The 19816-nt window shown below is 48.9% G+C and carries 17 protein-coding genes, 2 tRNA genes and 1 pseudogene; 5 read left to right on the top strand and 15 right to left on the bottom strand.

Features of this window, described 5'->3' with window-relative positions; genetic code table 11:
• Window positions 1–39: 39 nt before the first annotated feature.
• The 3 genes from araH to araF all read right to left on the bottom strand — a co-directional run bounded on the left by araH (window position 40) and on the right by araF (window position 3639).
• The gene (gene araH / locus CRI63_RS19915) at window positions 40–1050 is read right to left on the bottom strand and encodes an arabinose ABC transporter permease AraH (RefSeq protein ID WP_135520547.1); all 1011 of its coding nucleotides are present in this window, start codon (window positions 1048–1050) and stop codon (window positions 40–42) included.
• A 14-nt stretch (window positions 1051–1064) separates the two neighbouring features.
• Window positions 1065–2579, bottom strand: coding sequence for an arabinose ABC transporter ATP-binding protein AraG (gene araG / locus CRI63_RS19910; RefSeq protein ID WP_130218664.1), 1515 nt, complete (start codon window positions 2577–2579; stop codon window positions 1065–1067).
• A gap of 70 nt (window positions 2580–2649) precedes the next feature.
• On the bottom strand, window positions 2650–3639 hold the full coding sequence (gene araF / locus CRI63_RS19905; protein WP_130208541.1) for an arabinose ABC transporter substrate-binding protein AraF: 990 nt from the start codon (window positions 3637–3639) through the stop codon (window positions 2650–2652).
• 792 nt (window positions 3640–4431) lie between these two features.
• Between araF and CRI63_RS19900 the strand changes: the two genes are divergently transcribed.
• On the top strand, window positions 4432–4935 hold the full coding sequence (locus CRI63_RS19900) for a non-heme ferritin-like protein (protein ID WP_130208543.1): 504 nt from the start codon (window positions 4432–4434) through the stop codon (window positions 4933–4935).
• 82 nt (window positions 4936–5017) lie between these two features.
• Here the strand turns inward: CRI63_RS19900 and yecJ are convergent, their stop codons facing one another.
• Together yecJ and azuC are read right to left on the bottom strand one after the other, a co-directional pair.
• Window positions 5018–5269 carry a DUF2766 family protein YecJ gene (gene yecJ / locus CRI63_RS19895; protein ID WP_064529310.1) on the bottom strand — a complete coding sequence of 84 codons (252 nt, stop codon included), beginning with the start codon at window positions 5267–5269 and terminating at the stop codon, window positions 5018–5020.
• A gap of 115 nt (window positions 5270–5384) precedes the next feature.
• Window positions 5385–5471 (bottom strand): stress response protein AzuC, encoded by an 87-nt coding sequence (gene azuC, locus CRI63_RS19890; RefSeq protein ID WP_010723106.1) that lies wholly within the window; start codon window positions 5469–5471, stop codon window positions 5385–5387.
• A 253-nt stretch (window positions 5472–5724) separates the two neighbouring features.
• Between azuC and yecR the strand changes: the two genes are divergently transcribed.
• Together yecR and ftnA are read left to right on the top strand one after the other, a co-directional pair.
• Entirely contained in the window at window positions 5725–6048 is a 324-nt protein-coding gene (yecR, locus tag CRI63_RS19885; RefSeq protein WP_130208545.1) for a YecR family lipoprotein, read from the top strand.
• Between the two features lie 178 nt (window positions 6049–6226).
• Complete coding sequence (ftnA, locus tag CRI63_RS19880; protein WP_000917207.1) at window positions 6227–6724, top strand: non-heme ferritin; 498 nt, start codon at window positions 6227–6229, stop codon at window positions 6722–6724.
• Window positions 6725–6761: 37 nt separating this feature from the next.
• On the opposite strand, the gene CRI63_RS19875 is transcribed toward ftnA, so the two are convergent.
• Window positions 6762–7001: a YecH family metal-binding protein gene (locus CRI63_RS19875; RefSeq protein WP_064529312.1), complete on the bottom strand. Its 240-nt coding sequence runs from the start codon at window positions 6999–7001 to the stop codon at window positions 6762–6764.
• 189 nt (window positions 7002–7190) lie between these two features.
• On the opposite strand from CRI63_RS19875, the gene tyrP reads away from it, so the two are divergent.
• Complete coding sequence (tyrP, locus tag CRI63_RS19870; protein WP_130208549.1) at window positions 7191–8402, top strand: tyrosine transporter TyrP; 1212 nt, start codon at window positions 7191–7193, stop codon at window positions 8400–8402.
• A 93-nt stretch (window positions 8403–8495) separates the two neighbouring features.
• Here the strand turns inward: tyrP and yecA are convergent, their stop codons facing one another.
• From yecA to mzaA, 7 genes are all read right to left on the bottom strand, one after another.
• Window positions 8496–9161 (bottom strand): UPF0149 family protein YecA, encoded by a 666-nt coding sequence (gene yecA / locus CRI63_RS19865; protein WP_135520545.1) that lies wholly within the window; start codon window positions 9159–9161, stop codon window positions 8496–8498.
• Window positions 9162–9625: 464 nt separating this feature from the next.
• The gene (gene mzaE / locus CRI63_RS19860) at window positions 9626–11422 is read right to left on the bottom strand and encodes an MZA anti-phage system associated AIPR family protein MzaE (protein WP_135520543.1); all 1797 of its coding nucleotides are present in this window, start codon (window positions 11420–11422) and stop codon (window positions 9626–9628) included.
• Window positions 11409–12437 (bottom strand): MZA anti-phage system associated PD-(D/E)XK motif protein MzaD, encoded by a 1029-nt coding sequence (gene mzaD, locus CRI63_RS19855; RefSeq protein ID WP_130223583.1) that lies wholly within the window; start codon window positions 12435–12437, stop codon window positions 11409–11411. The genes mzaE and mzaD overlap by 14 nt, the downstream gene beginning before the upstream one ends.
• Window positions 12421–13074 (bottom strand): hypothetical protein, encoded by a 654-nt coding sequence (locus CRI63_RS24555; RefSeq protein ID WP_240782783.1) that lies wholly within the window; start codon window positions 13072–13074, stop codon window positions 12421–12423. The genes mzaD and CRI63_RS24555 overlap by 17 nt, the downstream gene beginning before the upstream one ends.
• Window positions 13019–15280: a Z1 domain-containing protein gene (locus tag CRI63_RS19850; RefSeq protein ID WP_240782782.1), complete on the bottom strand. Its 2262-nt coding sequence runs from the start codon at window positions 15278–15280 to the stop codon at window positions 13019–13021. Before CRI63_RS19850 ends, CRI63_RS24555 begins: the two co-directional genes overlap by 56 nt.
• Complete coding sequence (gene mzaB / locus CRI63_RS19845) at window positions 15277–16770, bottom strand: MZA anti-phage system associated ATPase MzaB (RefSeq protein WP_240782781.1); 1494 nt, start codon at window positions 16768–16770, stop codon at window positions 15277–15279. The genes CRI63_RS19850 and mzaB overlap by 4 nt, the downstream gene beginning before the upstream one ends.
• A 5-nt stretch (window positions 16771–16775) precedes the next feature.
• Window positions 16776–18818: an MZA anti-phage system associated sigma-70 family RNA polymerase sigma factor MzaA gene (mzaA, locus tag CRI63_RS19840; RefSeq protein WP_135520539.1), complete on the bottom strand. Its 2043-nt coding sequence runs from the start codon at window positions 18816–18818 to the stop codon at window positions 16776–16778.
• Window positions 18819–19143: 325 nt separating this feature from the next.
• Here mzaA and CRI63_RS24550 point away from each other — a divergent pair.
• A pseudogene (locus CRI63_RS24550) lies at window positions 19144–19514 on the top strand (hypothetical protein); the annotation flags it as partial.
• Between the two features lie 122 nt (window positions 19515–19636).
• Here CRI63_RS24550 and CRI63_RS19830 read toward each other — a convergent pair.
• Window positions 19637–19723: transfer RNA gene (locus CRI63_RS19830), tRNA-Leu, on the bottom strand.
• An 11-nt stretch (window positions 19724–19734) separates the two neighbouring features.
• Window positions 19735–19808 (bottom strand) — tRNA-Cys (locus CRI63_RS19825).
• Window positions 19809–19816 lie beyond the last annotated feature (8 nt).

Raw genomic sequence — 19816 nt, 5'->3', positions numbered from 1 at the left:
GCCAACCGTTGTGGCGGTTGGCTGTGGAGGATTTTTGAACTAAATAATGGTCGGATAAAGCATTAAACAGTGCGTTTCGTCTTTTTGCTTATAACGGTCGAAGATCACCGCAGCCAGCAGGATTAAGCCACGGACAACATACTGTGCAAACGGAGAAATATTAAGCAGGTTCATGGCGTTTTCCACGGTGCCTAAAATTAAGATACCCGCCACTACATATGAGATTTTTCCGATGCCGCCTTTCAGAGAAACGCCACCTAAAACGCAGGCAGAGATAACAATCAGCTCATAACCAATAGACGTCATTGGCTGGCCGCTGGTCATACGAGAAGCCAGAATGATCCCGGCAATCGCCGATACCAGACCAGAGAGAACGAAGATAATAATTTTGGTACGGACCACCGGTACACCCGCGAGACGTGCCGCCTCTTCGTTACCGCCAATTGCCAATGTATTACGACCAAAAGTGGTTTTGTTCAGCAGCAAACCAAAGACGACCAGGCAAGCCACAGTGAGCCAGATTGGCGCAGGCAGGCCGAACCAGTTGGCATAACCGAGTGCAAAGAAGCTTTCATCTTCGATGCCCACCGCTTTACCGTCAGAGATAATATACGCCAGACCACGGACAATCTGCATCGTCGCCAGCGTGGTAATCAGGGCGTTGATTTTCAATTTAGCGATAACAAAGCCATTCACCAGGCCGCACAGAACGCCCAGCAGTAGACCTGCCGCCACGCCAATCCACAAACTTTCGGTCAGGTTAATAACCACCGCAGTGGTTACGCCTGCGCAGGCAATCACCGAGGCAACAGAAAGGTCAAAGTCACCTGAGGCCAGGCAAAACAACATACCGCAAGCCACCATCCCCGACATGGAGATTGCCAGTCCCAGCCCTTTCATATTAATAAAGGTGGCAAAGTTCGGCACGAAGATGGCACAGGCGATAAAAAGCACTGCGAACACCACCAGCATACCGTACTGATCCCAGATACGCCCGAGGCTGAATGACGACTTAGGTGCGCCAGAACCCGATGTAGAAACAGAAGACATCTTATTCTCCTTACTCAGGCAACTGCCTGGCTGACTTTAGGCATAGCAAGGCTTAGTGCCTGACGCTCATCTGCCTGCTCGTGTAGCAATTCACCGGCGATTTCACCTTCCCGCATAACCACGATGCGGTCGGCGACACCAAGAACTTCGGGCAGGTCACTGGAGGCAAACAGTACCGCCACGCCCTGCGCGGCCAGCGCATAAATCACGTTATAAATTTCATGTTTAGCCCCCACATCGATGCCGCGCGTAGGTTCATCAAGCAAAATGACTTTCATCTCTTCGGATAACCAGCGCCCCAAAATGGCTTTTTGCTGATTACCGCCGGAAAGATTCATGATCAATTGCTCTGCACCTGGCGTTTTGATGTTGAGAGAACGAATATGGTGATCGGCATTATTGGCTTCCCAGCCGTTGTTGATCACGCACCCGCCGTGCACATGTTTGCGACGAGCGCTGATGTTGATATTGTCGCGCACCGAATGCACTGGAATAATGCCCTCCGCTTTGCGATCTTCCGGGCAGAGCATCATGCCAGCGGCAATGGCGTGGCCCGGTTTACGGATATCGATCGGCTGTTGGTCGATATAAACCTGACCAGCGGTAATTTGTGTACCGCCAAACATGCCTTTCATTAATTCGCTGCGCCCTGCCCCCACCAGACCAAACAGACCGACGATTTCGCCACTGCGAACAGCCAGGCTTATTGGCGTACGCACGCCAGGTGCCTTTACCGCATCCAGACGCAAGCGCTCCTCGCCGTAGCTGCGCGGTTGCCAGCCGTAGATATCGCCGATGTCGCGACCAACCATTGCCTGTACCAGCGAGTCATGATCTACCTGCTGCATGTCGGTAAAGGTTTTGACGTAACGACCATCTTTAAAAACAGTGATGGCATCGCTGAGCGCAAAAATTTCTTCCATACGGTGAGAAACGTATAAGATCACCCGCCCCTCTTTTCGCAGTTCACGAATGACGCGAAACAGATTGTCTATTTCACGCGCGGATAAGGAGCTGGTTGGTTCATCAAAAGCGATAATTTTGGCGTTACGTGCCAGAGCTTTGGCAATTTCAACCATCTGCCATTGCCCAATGGAGAGATATTTCAGCGGCGTATCCGGGTCAATATCCATACCCAGATGTTTGAGCTGTATCCCAGCTTCATAATTCAGCAGTGAACGGTTCACGATGCCGCCTTTATGAGGAAGCTGGCCGAGATAGATGTTTTCCGCGACGGTCATTTCCGGCACGAGATGCAGTTCCTGGTAAATAATCGCGACACCCGCATTCAGTGCTGCGGTGGTATCGGAAAAGGACATTTCCTGCCCATTAATCACTACAGAACCCGTGGTTGGCGCATAGTTTCCACTAAGGATTTTTAAAAGTGTTGATTTTCCGGCGCCATTTTCACCCATCAATGCATGAACCTGACCGGCATAACAGTCAAAACTGATATCCGTAAGCGCCTTGACGCCTGGAAAGGTTTTACCAATGCCGCGAAATGAGAGATACGGGGTAGACTGTTGCATAACGTCTCCGTGAATCACTGGTCGTTTTACACCCCCTCTGCATAACGCAGAGGGGAATTTTTCCGGCAGATTACTTACCGCCTAAACCTTTTTTCTCCAGTTCTTCTTTAAAGTTGTCACGCGTGATCAGCACCACGTCGGTAACTTCAGTGAATTTTGGCGGTTCAACGTCTTTTGCTACCCAGTTGTAAAGCATTTCGCTGGATTTATAGCCATGAACGTCCGGACTTGGCAGCAGTGAACCATAGAAACCCGTAGCCTGTGCCTTTGACAGTTCACTCACCGCATCCACACCGTTAATACCGATACCGATAATATCAGCTGCTTTAAAGCCCTGACCTTCCGTCGCGCGTACGCCACCCAGCACGGTGCTGTCGTTCATACCGACGATCAACCAGTGTTTAACTTCAGGATGCTGAACCAACATTGAGTTGGCGGCGTCAAACGCCCCCGGAATATCGTTAGATTTGGTAGGAACCTGATAGATTTGTTTTTCCGGGAATCCGGCGGCTTTCAGCGCGTCCATAGAACCGGTAGTACGACGGCGGGCGGTATCCAGTTCGTTGGCAGTAATCGCCATTACGGCGCTTTCTTTCACATCCCAGCCACGTTTCTGCATCTCTTTATACAGTTCCTGGCCCTGACGTTCGCCAATTTTCGTCGCCGCCATCATCACCAATGGAACGGTATCAACCGGCTTACCTTTGGCATTAACAAACTGATCATCCACGGCAATAACTTTCATATCGTAGCCACGCGCTTTCGCCACGATGGCTGCACCCAATTTCGGGTCCGGAGTACAGATAACAAAACCTTTCGCGCCACTGGCTGCCAGGCTATCAATAGCGTTCAGTGTTTTTTCGCCATCAGGTACGGCTATCTTAATAACTTCAAAGCCTAAATCTTTCCCGGCTTTATCGGCAAACTTCCATTCAGTCTGAAACCACGGTTCTTCTGGTTGCTTCACCAGAAAACCGAGTTTCAGATTTTCCGCCATAGCGGATTGTGACATAACGGCAGCCAGACCGATGGCTGCAAGAGCTTTAGTAAATTTGTGCATGGTTATCTCCAGCTTTAGCATCATTTTGTGTAGGGCAAAACCTAAGAACTTTTGTTAATTCAATCGGAAAACAAAGCATTACCTTTGGCGAAAAGATAAGTGACTGTGTTGGCATAGTTTTAGCGAGAAATTAATTCTCCATAGGAGAGCAATATCACACCGCAGAATTACAGTGAGAACGTGCATGAATTTAGCAATAAAAGACATACGGAAGACGTCAATTGTATGACAAATGAGAAATGACTTAGCAGATTAGTCCATAAGATTAGCCTGGAAATCCTTGTGGCATCATTTGATAGCTCTGGCGTGTCTTCTTTTTAATCTAATTTGCTCGGGCAAGATACTGCGCATTACAGGTGAATGGTAAATCAGGGAAGAAGTATCAAAACTCCAGACAAAATTCCTTTCGCTGTAAATTATCACCAGCTTCATTAATTAATGGATAAATCCATAATGCGAGCATCATCCCAAAACTGAAAAAATACCTGAAAATATAAGAACGGCATCATGATATTGATAAAACAATTTAATATCAATGAGATACGAGAAATCACAACATTGAGAGTTATTGCAAATCAATAACCCTAATCAATGAAATGTAAAAAAATATAAACTTGGTGATTTAAGGATTTTCTTATAATGCTTCAGACGTTATGCTTATTTCAGATCATCGTCAGAATTGACTCCAGGATCACATTTCGGACCCGCAGAAAGGAATTATTCTGCAAACAGTAATTACGGTGTTTTGATTTATCTTGCACCTCTCGTCTTCTGGATATAAGGATATTAGGTATGGCAACCACTGGAATGCTTCTCAAACTCAACACCCAAATGAACCGCGAGTTTTATGCATCCAATCTCTACCTTCACCTGAGCAACTGGTGTTCTGAACAAAGTCTGAATGGCACCGCGACTTTTCTTCGCTCCCAGGCACAAAGTAACGTGACTCAAATGATGCGCATGTTTAACTTCATGAAAAGTGTCGGAGCGACGCCCATCGTTAAAGCCATTGATGTACCTGGAGAAAAACTGAACTCTCTGGAAGAACTCTTCCAAAAAACGTTGGAAGAATATGAGCAGCGTTCAAGCACGCTGGCGCAATTAGCAAATGAAGCTAAAGAATTGAATGATGATTCTACTGTCGATTTTCTGCGCGATCTGGAAAAAGAACAGCAGCACGATGGCCTCTTACTGCAAACCATTCTTGATGAAGTACGCAGTGCGAAACTGGCCGGTATGTGCCCTGTCCAGACCGACCAGCATGTTCTGAATGTCGTGTCGCATCAGATACATTAATAAAATCGGCGCATAAAGAGATGCGCCGAATACAAAAAAGTGGTGAAAACCGCTGCCTCACATTACTGAGGCAGCGGTTTTTTTAATGGGATTCGTTTTGTGGGGTGAACTTTAGCTCAATCAACGCGATGGCTTTTTGAATAGCGCGCATAGTGACTGGGTCAGCAGCAGCCGGATGGTGAGTAAAATCAATATTCTTCAGCTGGCTGGACATTTTTTCACGTACCTCAACAGGCGCGATCACATCGAGCACGTCGAGAATTTGTTTGATCACCAACTGGCAAGCAACAACATCAGAAACCAGTTCCTGATCGGCATTCAGCGGCTGGGACATCCTAAACTCCTGATAGCATTTTGAAAGCCGTTATAGTAGCGGCTTCCCTTCCTCAACGATAGTCACATCAGCCCGCATCAGGGTACAAAAAAACCTGCCGGAGCAGGTTTTTTTGTTATCTGAACATATTGCCAGGCGGTACGTCTTTGAACGTCTTGCAATAATTATTGAACATGCTTTTCAGGATCTTACGCAGTTTCATCGCGCCACTCCGATTATTTGTTATGCAAATGTTATTGTTCTTGCTGCTTATAATATGACATCCATCACAAAAATCAATCTTTATGTGATACAAATCACATAAATACCTCTTTAATGTTACGTAAATGATAACCACAAAGCGTGTACATTCTGAAGAAAGCAAGGAATAGCGCTAATCCGTCGTCTTTTCTGTCCATAACCTGGCTGTGTCCACAAGTACAATACCTGTTTCTTCTCCCTCTTCAGGCTGTGACATGAAACATCTGATAATTGTTTTTTCACTTTTAACAGTAGCGGGCTGTACCGTAACTCGTCAGGCTCACCTGAGCGATGTTGACGCCACGAGTGGCATTGTCCGCCTCGTTTACAATCAGGCTTTTTTACAACACGCCCGCACTGACAACTATCTCGATCAGGGAATCGCGAACCGCGCATGTCAGCAGGTTGGATTTACCCGCGCCTTTGCGTTTGGGCAACCTGTAAGTAACTGTAGTTTGTTTGCGGGATCATTATGTCTGAATACGCAATTTACGCTGTCGTATCAGTGCCGATACTTAACACCCTCGGCTTATCAATAAAGATTTTAATCAGCGAGGGAAGCTTCGCTGGTTAATTAACATCACAAATAGCGTTAATGCGTTTTATTCACATTCGCATTTTTAATAATTGAATTTAATATTTTACCTTTTGCAAATAATAAAATAACAAATTATAGTGGCGCCACAGCAACAAATATAACCTTTGTGGAGCACTATCATGCTGAAACCAGAAATGATTGAAAAACTTAATGAGCAGATGAACCTGGAACTCTACTCTTCACTGCTTTATCAGCAAATGAGCGCATGGTGCAGCTATCACACCTTCGAAGGTGCTGCCGCGTTTCTGCGTCGCCACGCCCAGGAAGAGATGACGCATATGCAGCGTCTGTTTGATTACCTGACCGATACCGGAAATTTACCGCGAATTAATACCGTTGAATCACCGTTTGCTGAATATTCTTCACTTGATGAATTATTCCAGGAAACCTATAAACACGAACAATTAATTACGCAAAAAATTAACGAGCTCGCTCACGCTGCCATGACTAATCAGGACTACCCAACGTTCAATTTCCTGCAATGGTATGTATCTGAACAACACGAAGAAGAGAAATTGTTCAAATCTATTATTGATAAATTGAGCCTGGCGGGGAAAAGCGGCGAAGGACTTTATTTCATCGATAAAGAACTCTCTACGCTCGACGCACAAAACTAATCTTCTCTGGCGGCAGATTTTCTGCCGCCGTTTCAGATCAGTGACGACAAATCTTACTTTTATCGGTTGAGAACCCCTCTTCGCAGGGAATAAATTTGCCTTTTGCCGCCAGAAAAGCCACCAACTCTCCCGCAGTCATCCCTTCAGCCGAGCAAGTATGAAAACGTGTCTGATCACCAAAACGCGCTTTGATCGCCGCTTCCAGGCTGGCGTGCGTATATTGCTCACCTGATTCAATCATCATATTTAACACTTCATGACCGTGAATCGATTCCATCGTTCCTCCTCAAAAAAAGCATAGCGTAACGATCACCGCGCCTTATGGCTTTGCGCCAGCTCAGTTCTGAATGCATTTATCGTACATTTTTGTTTACACTACATGTAACGTCGATTTGACGAAGTTTGGATAATGCCTTAACCTGCGCCGCAGATATCACTCATAAAGATCGTCAGGACAGAAGAAAGCGTGAAAAACAGAACTCTGGGAAGTGTTTTTATCGTGGCGGGAACCACAATTGGCGCAGGTATGCTGGCAATGCCGCTGGCAGCGGCTGGCGTCGGTTTTACCGTCACTCTGACATTGTTAATTGGCCTGTGGGCCTTGATGTGTTACACCGCGCTGTTACTGCTGGAGGTGTATCAGCATGTCCCTGCAGATACCGGCTTAGGCACGCTGGCAAAACGCTATCTGGGCCGCTACGGTCAGTGGCTGACCGGCTTCAGTATGATGTTTTTAATGTATGCCCTGACCGCAGCATATATCAGCGGTGCCGGCGAATTGCTTGCCTCCAGCATCAGCGACTGGACAGGCATTTCAATGACCACAACCGCTGGTGTGCTGTTGTTTACTTTTGTTGCCGGTGGTGTGGTTTGTGTTGGGACGTCGCTGGTCGATTTGTTTAACCGTTTTTTGTTCAGCGCCAAGATTATTTTCCTGGTGCTAATGCTGGTATTGCTGCTACCACATATTCATAAAATCAATCTGCTAACGCTGCCACTGCAACAGGGTCTGGCATTGTCTGCAATTCCGGTGATTTTTACCTCGTTTGGTTTTCACGGTAGCGTACCGAGCATCGTCAGCTATATGGATGGCAACATTCGTAAATTGCGCTGGGTGTTTATTACCGGTAGCGCGATCCCTCTGGTGGCATATATTTTCTGGCAACTGGCGACACTGGGCAGCATTGATTCAACAACCTTTATGGGACTGCTGGCGAATCATGCTGGATTAAATGGGCTGTTACAGGCATTACGCGAAGTGGTGGCCTCGCCGCATGTCGAGTTGGCAGTGCATTTATTCGCTGATTTAGCCCTCGCCACATCTTTCCTGGGCGTAGCGTTAGGCTTATTTGATTATCTGGCGGATTTGTTTCAGCGTTCCAACACCGTTGGTGGAAGACTGCAAACCGGTGTGATTACCTTTCTGCCGCCACTGGCGTTTGCGCTGTTTTATCCACGTGGTTTTGTAATGGCGCTCGGGTATGCTGGCGTAGCGCTGGCAGTATTGGCGTTGATAATTCCTTCACTGCTGACCTGGCAGAGCAGGAAGCATAATCCACAAGCAAGCTATCGGGTGAAAGGTGGACGTCCCGCACTGGTGTTGGTGTTTATCTGTGGCATTGGTGTGATTGGTGTGCAATTTTTGATTGCGGCAGGATTGTTGCCAGAAGTGGGATAAACGCTTTGCCGTGTATATGGACATAGTCCAGATTTTTGTCCGCATCCTTAAAACATGGGTGCCAGAGTTAATTCTGACACCCAATATAGCCTCTTAATGCAGGCAGCACTGCTTATATTTCTTGCCACTACCACATGGGCAAGGGTCGTTACGACCAGGTTTTTCTTCAGCTTTAATCGGTTGCTGAACAGCTTTTTCCTGAGGATGCGTCATCCAGTAAGCATGCAAATCAAGCGCCGCCAGTCGAATGGCATCCACGCTTTCTTCAAACGCTTCTGGCGACATCTTCTCTACGCGCTCGAAGTTTTCCTCAGTACCGTGCAGTGCAATCGCTTCAAGCGCCGGTTTTAATGAGTCAGGCAATGCTGACCAGTCAGAAAGCGCAACGCCACGCATATAGCCAAAGCACCACTCTTCGACAATCGTCAGCTCCCTACCGTCAACTTCTCGCAGACCAAATAACGGTTCAAACTGTTCAGGAAACTCGTTGAGGCGCTCTGCAGTATCGGCCATATGTTGAAACGCCAGGTTCATAAAGCGCGTCATCTCTTTCTCTGACACCCAGCGCGGCACATAATCCGCCCCACCCCACACAGCAACCAGCCACTGTTCTGGTTCAATTTCTTGCGGAGAACTCAACACCGCCGTCAACAAACCGTCCAGCTCTGCCACATCAAGGATGGCGTGGTCTGTGTTGTATTTGGTCAAGATATCATCCAGCCATTCCAACTCACTTTCGTTTAACGGTCCAGTTTTCATACGCTTTTCCTTGTGGATCTCGACTCGCCAGCGCCTATCTTACATGTCGGTCTGGCATAGAGATACTTTTCGAGTGGATTACCCGGAGATTAAAAATCAGAGAGGGTGTAACGACAAGTTGCACATACAAAAAAACCACCCGAAGGTGGTTTCACGACACTGCTTCCAGGGGATTTTAAACCCTAAGCACACTCTATGAGTTATATAGCAGTGCATTGCGAAACTTTGCTGAAATTGCCCCTCTACTTTACTGTAATTGGCCTGGCAGTAAATAGATAGGCATGGATAATGTTGTGCACAGGAACAGCTCAGGAGAACAGTTTCCTGCCTGAGAATATTTTAAAGAAAGATGATGTGTAATCTGAGTCTTCAACTAAGAAAAAGTTCGGTTTATTCAACAAAGCCCCGCAGCGAGCAACCCATAATACACACGCAGGGCTTCAATAATGAACTCAGTGGACAATTTAACTACTCATGTGATCTTCCATTTTTTCAAGTACGGAGAAATAGATTTTACTGCGCACATACTCCCAGCATTCAGGTTTCTTCGCCCACTCCGAAATCATCCTGCCATTCGCGGATTCAGCCAGAAGACTATTCACCCGATAGGCTAAGCTGACAAGGCGGTTCCCCATCGTTTTATCAATGCCTTGTTGATTCCAGATCTCTGCCAGATCCGTTTGGTTGCCATAAAGATGTGAATAGGCGGCCACCGTATAGGCGGCGATATTCGCCTTAAATGCAGGGAAAAGTGAATTAATCAGCTTATAGGCTTTCTTATAAATAATGGCCTGCGCGATGTAATTTTTAAAACTCTCAATGTTCAATTCATTCCCATAACGCTCAGTATCCTTGTCGATCATCGTCATTAATGCGGCAAAGTTCTTCTGTCCGCCAAGGCTGACTAAATCCGGACGCTGGAGCCAGGCACAGTGATATTTTGCGAAATCCGTTTTCGTTATTCGACGAGAGGGAGGTATCGCGTCTTTTAGCCGTTTGATTCCAGCGGGTGTTTTACCTTCCCGTTCCAGCATAACCTTATAACTGCCGTTCGCTCGCTCGTAAAACCAACGGCTGTATCCGTCCGGGCAATACACTGTGTTTGCCATTTTTTCCAGCTGTACATGTACCGGACGATTGGCTGACAGATCGGAAATATTGACTTTGTTCTGGCTATTCGAGAAGCGCGAAATATCCGCAATTAGCATCTCCTCTTGTGCATTATTCGTCTGTTTCAGCACAATGACTTTTGCGGGTACACGCACGTTACGCAGATTGGTTGCCGGAAATTTCTTTTTGGTGAAAAACATGGAAGCCGTAGTCTGCCCACCGTTGACAATCTGCATCCCCTGCATCCACGCAATACCGGGGCCACCTCCCGGCGCTTCACCAAGCCTGACCTGATCAGCAACAATCACAATGCCGTTGTTATAAGCCATAAAACGCTCAGGCTGCTCACGTAAAGTGTCGCGAATCCCCTTGTTGACTTTCCCCGTCTGGCTCAAAAATGAGCGAACGTTCGCTTCCAGAATCCGGTTGCCATATTTTTCATAGATAAATCGCAGCGTCTCGCCCGGAACCACCGTCAGCGCATAATCGTACTCACCCATTTCATCCGGGATCCAGACGCAGGGGAGTGCGCCACCCGCTACCTCATCAAAATTAACCTGCAGTTCGTCGCGTGGCTTACCCTCCTGCCAGTGGTTGAACAGGCGGACAATGTCCATAACCTCTAATTTAATAGTTTTACCGGCCACGTCTCGGGACTGATACCATCGGGTTTTCACCTGACCATCAGTCAGAACATAGATTCTGATTTGCTCCAGTTCCGTATACGACTGTTCGATGGTCGTCACCAGTTGCCAGGCATCATTGGATTGATCGAGCGTGGATGATAATTTACCGTCAACGCACTTCTGCAAAAATTGAATGCAGTGACCGGCAATCGCTTTTGTCTCAGCATCCGGGACGTGACAAAGCTCGTCGCTACCGTGATAAATACTGACAAAAAGGTCAAGTTGATCGCCATCTTCTGAGAAGGCATAACCGCTGAGACGCACATTGTGTCCACTGACTTTCGCCATAAAGTGACACGTCTCAGCATCGTCGAATGTCATGCCGATATCGGCCATATGACGCATAACAATATCGGTAAAAATCAGCTCCGGAAAAGGCGACTCTACCCCAGGCTGCGCCATTTGATCCTGATATTCCTTGCGAATCTCATTCTGGGTTTGACGTAAAAAATCAATAAGTTCCATGCGGTAATCCTGCAAAGTCTGACAAGCAATGGTTAAAATTTTGAGCCTGGGGAATAAGTGTCTGGAGTTCGAGTTGATAGCACGCACTCACCACCGGCAACGGGACATTGGCATGCGTCAAAGAGGGAAAATCCGCTTCAATGGGGAGTGCGAACGCCTCTGTCAGCAAGAAATGACGTGTATAGAATTCAGCATGTTCAGTGAAATATCCGACGTGACAAAGCGATCCCTCAAAAAGACAGGTCGCCGGAGCGTTTCCCTCAAACCGCTGACGAAGACGGTGAATGAGGTGATTCAGGGTCGCGCCGGTAGGATGCTCGCTGAAGCGCAAACCGCATAACATGAGCGAGCCAGGTCGCTGCCAGTCCAGTTGTTCCAGAGCGTGGATGGTTACGCAAAAACCCTGCTCTGCAGTGGTGCTTTTTACCTCAATGGCGCGTTCATCGAGTTCAAAATCCTGTAGGCCATGCTGCGGGCCTACCCATGCTTCGACTGCCGTTGACGACGCAAGACCGCTCTCGATCAACCGCTCCAGACACGTCAATTCCCCGATTAACCCCACTTCTTCTTCGTGGCTGAGTGGACGGGTATCGCGTTCCATAAACGCCTGCCATAAACGAATCCGACGAAGCAGGGTTTCAAATAGACGCGGTTCAGAAACGTTCAGGAGCGAATGGAGAATATCCAGAATCATCGTCGTAAAAACATCCGCATTCCCCGTTTGCTGGCGACGGATCATCAAACCGTTCTGCCGCCCCTCCTCTGTTCCAGTCATCTCAACGCGAAATCCTTTACAGGACGGCAGCGCCGTCGACCCCGGCGAAAGAGGATGAGGAAACACGGCAATCAGCATTTCTTCATTATCAGGCTGACGACGTCCGGCATGAAAGTTACAACCCTGGTGTGTAAAAAGCCGAATCCCGCGCCAGCCCTGAGCGCCGTGCTGTTCGTCTATCTGAGATCGGTCTAAGGCTTTCCAGGCCGCCAGCAGATCATCTTTACTCAGCCGCACCATACTCTTGCTCCCACAGTACGTTGTTCACTTTGTACTCCACCGTTACCCCACTGCTACTTCCCGGAAAACTGATGCCAAAAGCCACCACAGGCAAGGCATCATCCTGATATTCCGCTGGCGACAATGCCTGTTGCGGGTCCAGTAAGTAAATGAGCAGTAGCCCTTTTTGACGCTGTGCCGGGATGTCGTTTATGCCAAATCCTTTAATCCGACGCAGTACTACGCCACCAGGAATGACGGGCTCCTCTCGCCCTTCATTGCGTCCGGGATCAGCATGAAAAATACGCCGCGTTTCTGCCAGCGCGGCAAGCCAGGTCGATTCATCGCAGTCAATCCCTTCATCGCGTGGGGAAAGTAAACGGCCAATGGAATAGCGGTCAGTGACCCCCTCAGACGTTTTACGCATCATAAGCGGGACCGGGAAGCCACAGACATCATGATGACGATCGACGCCCCCCCCAATAACCGCCACCGTCCATTGGGTAAGTTCATCGACACGATTCATCCGCACAATGAAATCCGCCAGCAGTTTGCTGTTGGCCTTCCTGGCCTGAGTGTGGGTTTCATATTCCGATAAGAAATCAATGATCGGCTCGGGAGAGACGTTTTTGCCAAATGACCCCTTTCCATTTTTCAATCTTCTCTCCGCGCCGTCTCTCAGGTATCGGCGCACCAGCGCCGACGCGCCCGGTCAGATGCTGGAAGGCCGCATAGTTACGCTTGTGGTACTCCGGCTCTTTAAACAACGAAATCGTTTCGACCACCGTGCCACTGAAAGAGAGCCATAGTGAGCGCGCGCTACGCATTTTTAAGGGGGATGTCACCATTAACACCGGGTGTGATTTCACTTTTAGCCCAAAATCACGTGGGGTTCCGCCGCTGGCAACCATATTGTCAAACTCTTCTCTCAGCTCTTCCGATGCATCCGCAATGTGCTCAAACCATTCAATCAGCTCATCGGTGGTATAAAGCCGGCATACATCCAGATATCCCTGGCGATAACCAAACCAACGTCCCATCTGCATTAACGTGTCATACATGCGGGAGGCGCGTAAAAAATAACTGGTGCATAATCCCTCAAGCGTTAGCCCTCGAGCCAGTTTGTCTCCGCCAATCGCAATGACTTTTAAACCTGTCGCACTGTCCGAATAATCAAGCGCATCCTTCGCCGTTCCGTTTATCATTCTTACCGACACGTTTTCGATCACGGTATATAGCTTGTCGACGATCTCCCGCCACTCAAAGGCGTCGTCCGGAAACTGCTGCGGCATAACGTCGCGGATCACCTGACTCGTCGGCAAAAAATCGGCCTGCCAGAGTGACTCAAGCTGATGTAAAAAAGGTTCGTGTCCAATCTTTCGCGTCAGTCGCTGCCTCACGTCCTGAATGTAGGCATCAATATTTTCATAAACAACCGATTGCACTTTATTGAAGCGGGTCACATGGACCAGCATCGAACTGTGTTTTTCTCCCTGACCACGTAATTCTCTGACACAGCACGCCAGCAAAAAGCTATCGATGGCGTGTTTTAACGAGTCCGGGAAATGAGTTAGCGTATCCAGTGTGGGATAGTGCGAGCTCTTATGAGAAACCGGCATCCACCCTCTTTTTCCGTCATCGCTGCAATGATCGCTCACCCGCCTGATCAAAGGCAGTTCACCGGTCCGCCCTTCCGCGGCGGCCCGCCCAAATACCCTCGCAGGGCCGATGTAGTTAGAGGGAGCGCCGAGATTAATGATAAAGGCGGAAGGGAACAAATCCGGGCCTTCATCACGCGTTTCATTGCTCTCGTGAATAAAAATATTGGCAAAGGGCGTGGCGGTATAGCCGACATACGCCTTTCGGCTGAACTGCATCAACAGCTTACGAATCAGGCTATTGATTGCCGTTGGCTGATGTTCAGCATCCGGTTTTCCATCGTCATCGTAGACGATTTCCCCTGTATCAACTGAGGCGTTATCCGCTTCATCATCAATCATCAGCAACGGTAATTCCGAAACAAAACGCTTTCCGGTGACGGGATCAACGCTGGTGGCTACATGGTTTTCAATCCAGGTATGCAGACGTTTCAAAATAGACTTATTTTTCTTTACCACGAACAGCCAGGGCCGTTGCTCGGGGCTGATTCCCAGATTCTTAGCCACTCCGGCACTGAAGTCGCCCTTTTCAGATCGGTTGGTGACATAATTGGGACGAATGACAGGATCGCTATCAATATCGCCCACCCCAATGATGGTCACTTTTTCTCTGAGTGGACTTGTCTCGTAACCAAGAAATCCTTCATCAAGACGCATTTGGGTCTGCGATCGAAGGTTATTATGCAAACCAGCGAGCACAATGATTATCTTATATCCCGCATCCGCGGCTTTACAGATTAGACCGGTATAGTGGCTGGTTTTCCCCGACTGAACATGGCCGACCACCAGTCCACGCCGGTCCCAGCGCCCTTCCCGCCCCGGTTGCTCAAGTAATCCAAGAACACGATCCGTTGAACGGTCCAGGGTATCCAGGACTTCCCAGGGCATCGTTTTGCCAAGCCACTGGCGATATCGATGCCAGTAGCGCCATTCGCGTTTCGCATCAGCGGTCAACCAGGGTTGATGGCCTTCGTCATTACTCAGAGAAGAATCTTCCCCCATCCAGATGCTGTAACGGCGGATCAACTCTTCGACCAGAATCTCACGGCTATCAAGGCTGCTCCACTCAGGTTTCATCTGACAAACCATATCAATATGTTGGCGCAGAATACCGGGCGTGATCGTGCTTTTATCCTGACTTTGCAGGAACGTTTGCACAATCTGCAATACGCTCAGTTGCGTGTCATCCAGGGGATTAAGACTCATAGCGATTTCTCATGTTGATCGTCGGGGAGTTGTGCAATTAATTCGGGATAATTATCGAAGGGTTCCATATTTTGCAGGTGCTGTTTCGCCAGCGCTGGTGACATCGCCTGCTGTCCAACCATAGTCTGGTACATGACCTGCAATACGGACAACACCTCTGCGGGCGGTGCGGTTTCAAAGCCTGTTCGCGGCGTCTCTTTTGTCTCAGCCGTATCAAGCCAGATTTGCTGAACAGGAACGGTTTCCTCAATCAGTCTTAGCATGGCCTGAATTTGTGAGGATAATTCACCAGCCAGGGAAAGGACATTGCTGATGACAGGATGTTGTAACGAAATCTGGTAACGAACACCGGATTGCGTCTTCTGCGCTTGCCAGAGATGAACGAGTTCCTCCCCGGGCTTGCGCTTATTCATTTTCCCGCGTTTTGCAAATGTCCTTACCGCACGATCGCGTGTTGATTGCGCCAGTTGGGATAACCAGGGACGCAGCGAAACCGGCGGGCGCGCCATCGACTTACGAATATCAATCTTCCAGTCTATGTCGGCATCATTAGGGATATCCAGACGGATCCGCGCAAGGCGGTGGGTTTCATCTTTCGTCCAGGCCCGGGGGCTACCGAGTCCAAGCCAGTTGCCCGCGACCAGCAATCGCTCATTCCGATATACATAGAATCCTTGCTGAGCCGTCCATCCTGCCGGTCCTTGAGCCTGTTGATACTCCTGCGTCGTCAGATGATCCTGATGCGGCAGAACATGACACTCCACCTTCACGGCAGGAGCACCTGGCGCCATTGCCAAAGGCGAATGCCAGGGCTTGGAAGGATGCCCGCTGAGAAAGGGATCCCAGGCTTTAATTTTGCGACCATTAAGGGTGAGAGTGAGCCGGGGAGAGTGCCCCTCAAGGAATCGGTGAAATACCATCGCCAGATGTTGTTCAACGCCATCCATCAGATTGAGGAAATCTTTCTCACCGTAACCGGGTGTGACAATTCGGTCTAAAACTTCCCACAGCACTAGCGTACCCTGGGAGTCAGGTTCCGCATTTGCTAACGCATCCTGACTTCCTGGGTCAGCACCTTCAAGCAAATACCAACCGTCGTCCGTACTGGCGGCGAGAATGTCCAGATCCCACCGCAGGACAGTCGTTATCCCCTCTTTTTGGGAGGAGACAGTCAGACGGCGACATTGCGAAAAGGAGGCGGTTTTGAGTCCAAGACCGAAGCGGCCCAGATCGTGTCCCGGGCGCTTTGTCAGCGGGTTTTTGACACCCAGCCGCATCGCAACATCCAGTTCAGCGGCCGACATGCCGCAACCATTATCCCGAACCACGATATAGCTATCCGACTCACGCCAGTGAAAGGTCAGATCGACCTTACGAGCACCGGCACTAATACTGTTGTCGATGATATCAGCCAGTGCGGTGGCGGTGTTGTAACCGAGTCCCCGCAGCGCTTCGATCATAATAGCTGCATTCGGTGGCGCATGGCGCATGGTCGTCATTCTTCTTCTTCCTGCATCTCGCTCAACGCGGTTTCCCATTGTTCGACAAAGCCGCCTAATTTCGACGCCCGGCTGTGATAGCGGAGCTTACGGAGCGCTTTGGCTTCTATCTGACGTATCCTTTCTCGCGTGACATCAAACTGTTTACCCACCTCTTCCAGCGTGAAATCTTGCGTCATACCGATACCAAAACGCATTTTTATGATCTGTGCTTCGCGTGGCAACAGCGTATCCAGAACCGATGAAATATGTTCTCTTAGCTCCAGAGACTGAACAGGAGCACTGGTGAAATCCCTTCTGGTCAACAGCACGTCTCCCGACAGGTCCTGGGCGTCATCATGAAAATCACCAATCAGCACCGTCTGTTCTTCATATTTAGCCATCTGAAGAAGTTGACGCTCTGACAGGTCGGTCATTTCCTGCAACTGTCCAAGGAGGGGCGTTATCCCCTGGCGATGCAGCAGCTGATCCCGACTGCTCCGCCAGCGTCTGAATTGATCATAGAAGTGAACGGGTAAACGAATGAGCTGCGCCTGATCGGCAATCGCACGGGTGATTTTCTGGCGGATCCACCAGGAGGCATAGGTGGAGAATTTAAATCCACGCCGATAGTCGAATTTTTCAACGGCCTTGATCAAACCCAAATTACCTTCCTGGATCAGGTCCTCAATATCTAATCCTCGCCCGCAGTGTTTTTTCGCAATCGCGACTACAAGACGTAAATTGGCGTGGATTAATCCCTCCCATGCGTCTCTGTAATTACTGACATACAGACTCACTTTAAGGCATTCATCAGGGATGAGCTTTTGGGCGCGCTCGACTATCTGTTGCAGGTCTGCGTACTCCGGGCGGGGGATATGATTATCCTGGTACTCTTCTGCTTTCCCACTTCTAAGCAGAAAGAGCAGATCGTTAAAGCTGATGGCGTCATCGTAATCGTCATCGGCTGCGGAAGAGATCTCCTCATCCGCTTCTTCCTCGTAGTCTTCCTCTTCAGTTTTCTCAGGCGCTGGCGGCGGAAGGCGATACGGATGCAGCAACTGAAGATATTCTGCTTCGGGTAATCCCGCCAGGATCGTCATCAAATTGATAAGCGCCGTATCCATGCGCTGCCCGAGTCGCTCTTCCTTTGTTTTATCGACAACATCCCATTGCCGAATGTCCACAAGATAACGTTCAAATATACCGGGCTGCCGCAATGCCCCGAAAGCGTCAAACCAGGGCTCGAGATCATCACTCGCCGCTAATTCCCCACAGGCGTCACTTTCCGGAAAAGTATCATCGCCATCCACAATCGTCGGTAAGTCCCTAATCAATGCCTCTACGCTGAGCCGGAATTCAGACCACGGCATACCGAAATCCTCTTCCCCGGCATGCCGGATGTCACGCACAGAGACACGACCGGTATCCAGTGCGCCGGTGAGCAACGTTGAGAGACAAGGGTAATTTTGCGGGGAGTGAGAAACTGGTGTCGGTGGATCAGGGAGGGTGAGTTCGATATCGCTCCACTCTGCAGAGTCATCTTTCGGGCGATAGTGTGATAATAATTGCTGAGCCTTCGCGGAAGCTTGTCGTAATGTCAGATTATCTTCGGCGGGTTCCGATTCGACTTCAGCATCCCATTGCATAAAATCCATTGCGGCTTCGGTTTCGGGAGGCTCTGTTTCAACGTCAACATCTGATTCGGCTTTGGCTTCAATTTCAACTGGCTCCCCTGCAGGTTGCTGCCCGGCAGGCGAAGGAGATTGTCGATAACGGGCCAACAGATCGCGCAACGTTTGCTCCTGCGCGAGGTCACTGGCACACAACCCGAGGTCGTTTCGATGTTCTACATCGACACCCTCGCACAACAACATTTCGCAAATAGCGAAATGACCATTCTGGGCTGCGATCATCAATGGGCTATTTCCCAGAGAATCTCGTGAATCTTTCGGCAATCCCCTGCTGAGATGAAACTCCACTACGGAGGAGACTCCGCTTTTTAGCGCCCGAATAAGTAAAGGGGGAATGCGATAAAACTCAGAAATAGTGCGATGCATGTTGACCGTCTTTCCTTGTAAACCACATCCGCGGAATTGAGATCTATCTTATAGGGAGAAATTTGAATTTGGTACTGTATATATAAGTTATATGTCATTTTTGGTGATCCTCATCGCCAATTGGGCATTGATGAAAAATTGAGCTTTTGCTGAGCTGTAGGGCCAGTTAAAGCATTTGCTGACAACACATGCAGTCACGTAGCAAACCCGAAGTTCAGAACCACCAACTGGCACACCTACAAAAAACGCCCTTATTAACCGTTGCTCAATAACTTTCAGGCTGGATGACGAGGCTATTTAGGTCTGGTATGAGTGTATTGGTTTACTGAATTTGGCAGCTGAAACCAGGAAAGACTACACAAAATATTCCGGAAAAGTTCTGCCTGTCTTCGGGAAGATCGCCCCGGATAAAATCAAACCTGAACATATTCGGCGCTATATGGAACTACCGGAGGCAAGTACACCCGTGATGGTTTTAATTCTCGTTGGCGTGATGTCAAAGCGGCAGCACAGGAAAAATATCCTCATCTGCAAATAGACTTCACATTTCATGATCTGAAAGCAAAAGGTATCTCTGATCTGGAAGGCAGCCTGGAAGAGAAGCAAGCAATTTCCGGGCATAAGAACCCACGACAGACAGCTGCCTATGACCGGAAAGTTAAAGTAGTGCCCGTAGTTGGTGGCCAGAGAAAATGAATGATGATGCGTCCAGAGATCTTCGGACGCATCTTCGGAAATGAAAAAGAAAATACAAAAAAACCACCCGAAGGTGGTTTCACGACACTGCTTATTGCTTTGATTTTATTCTTATTTTCCCATGGTACCCGGAGCGGGACTTGAACCCGCACAGCGCGAACGCCGAGGGATTTTAAATCCCTTGTGTCTACCGATTCCACCATCCGGGCTCGGGAAAAATTGGAGGCGCGTTCCGGAGTCGAACCGGACTAGACGGATTTGCAATCCGCTACATAACCGCTTTGTTAACGCGCCAAATTCTT

This window comes from Escherichia sp. E2661 (assembly GCF_004745185.1).
In the GTDB taxonomy this organism is placed as follows: domain Bacteria; phylum Pseudomonadota; class Gammaproteobacteria; order Enterobacterales; family Enterobacteriaceae; genus Escherichia.
The sequence above is the reverse complement of the archived record's forward strand: the minus strand, read 5'-3'. Positions and strand labels throughout refer to the sequence as shown.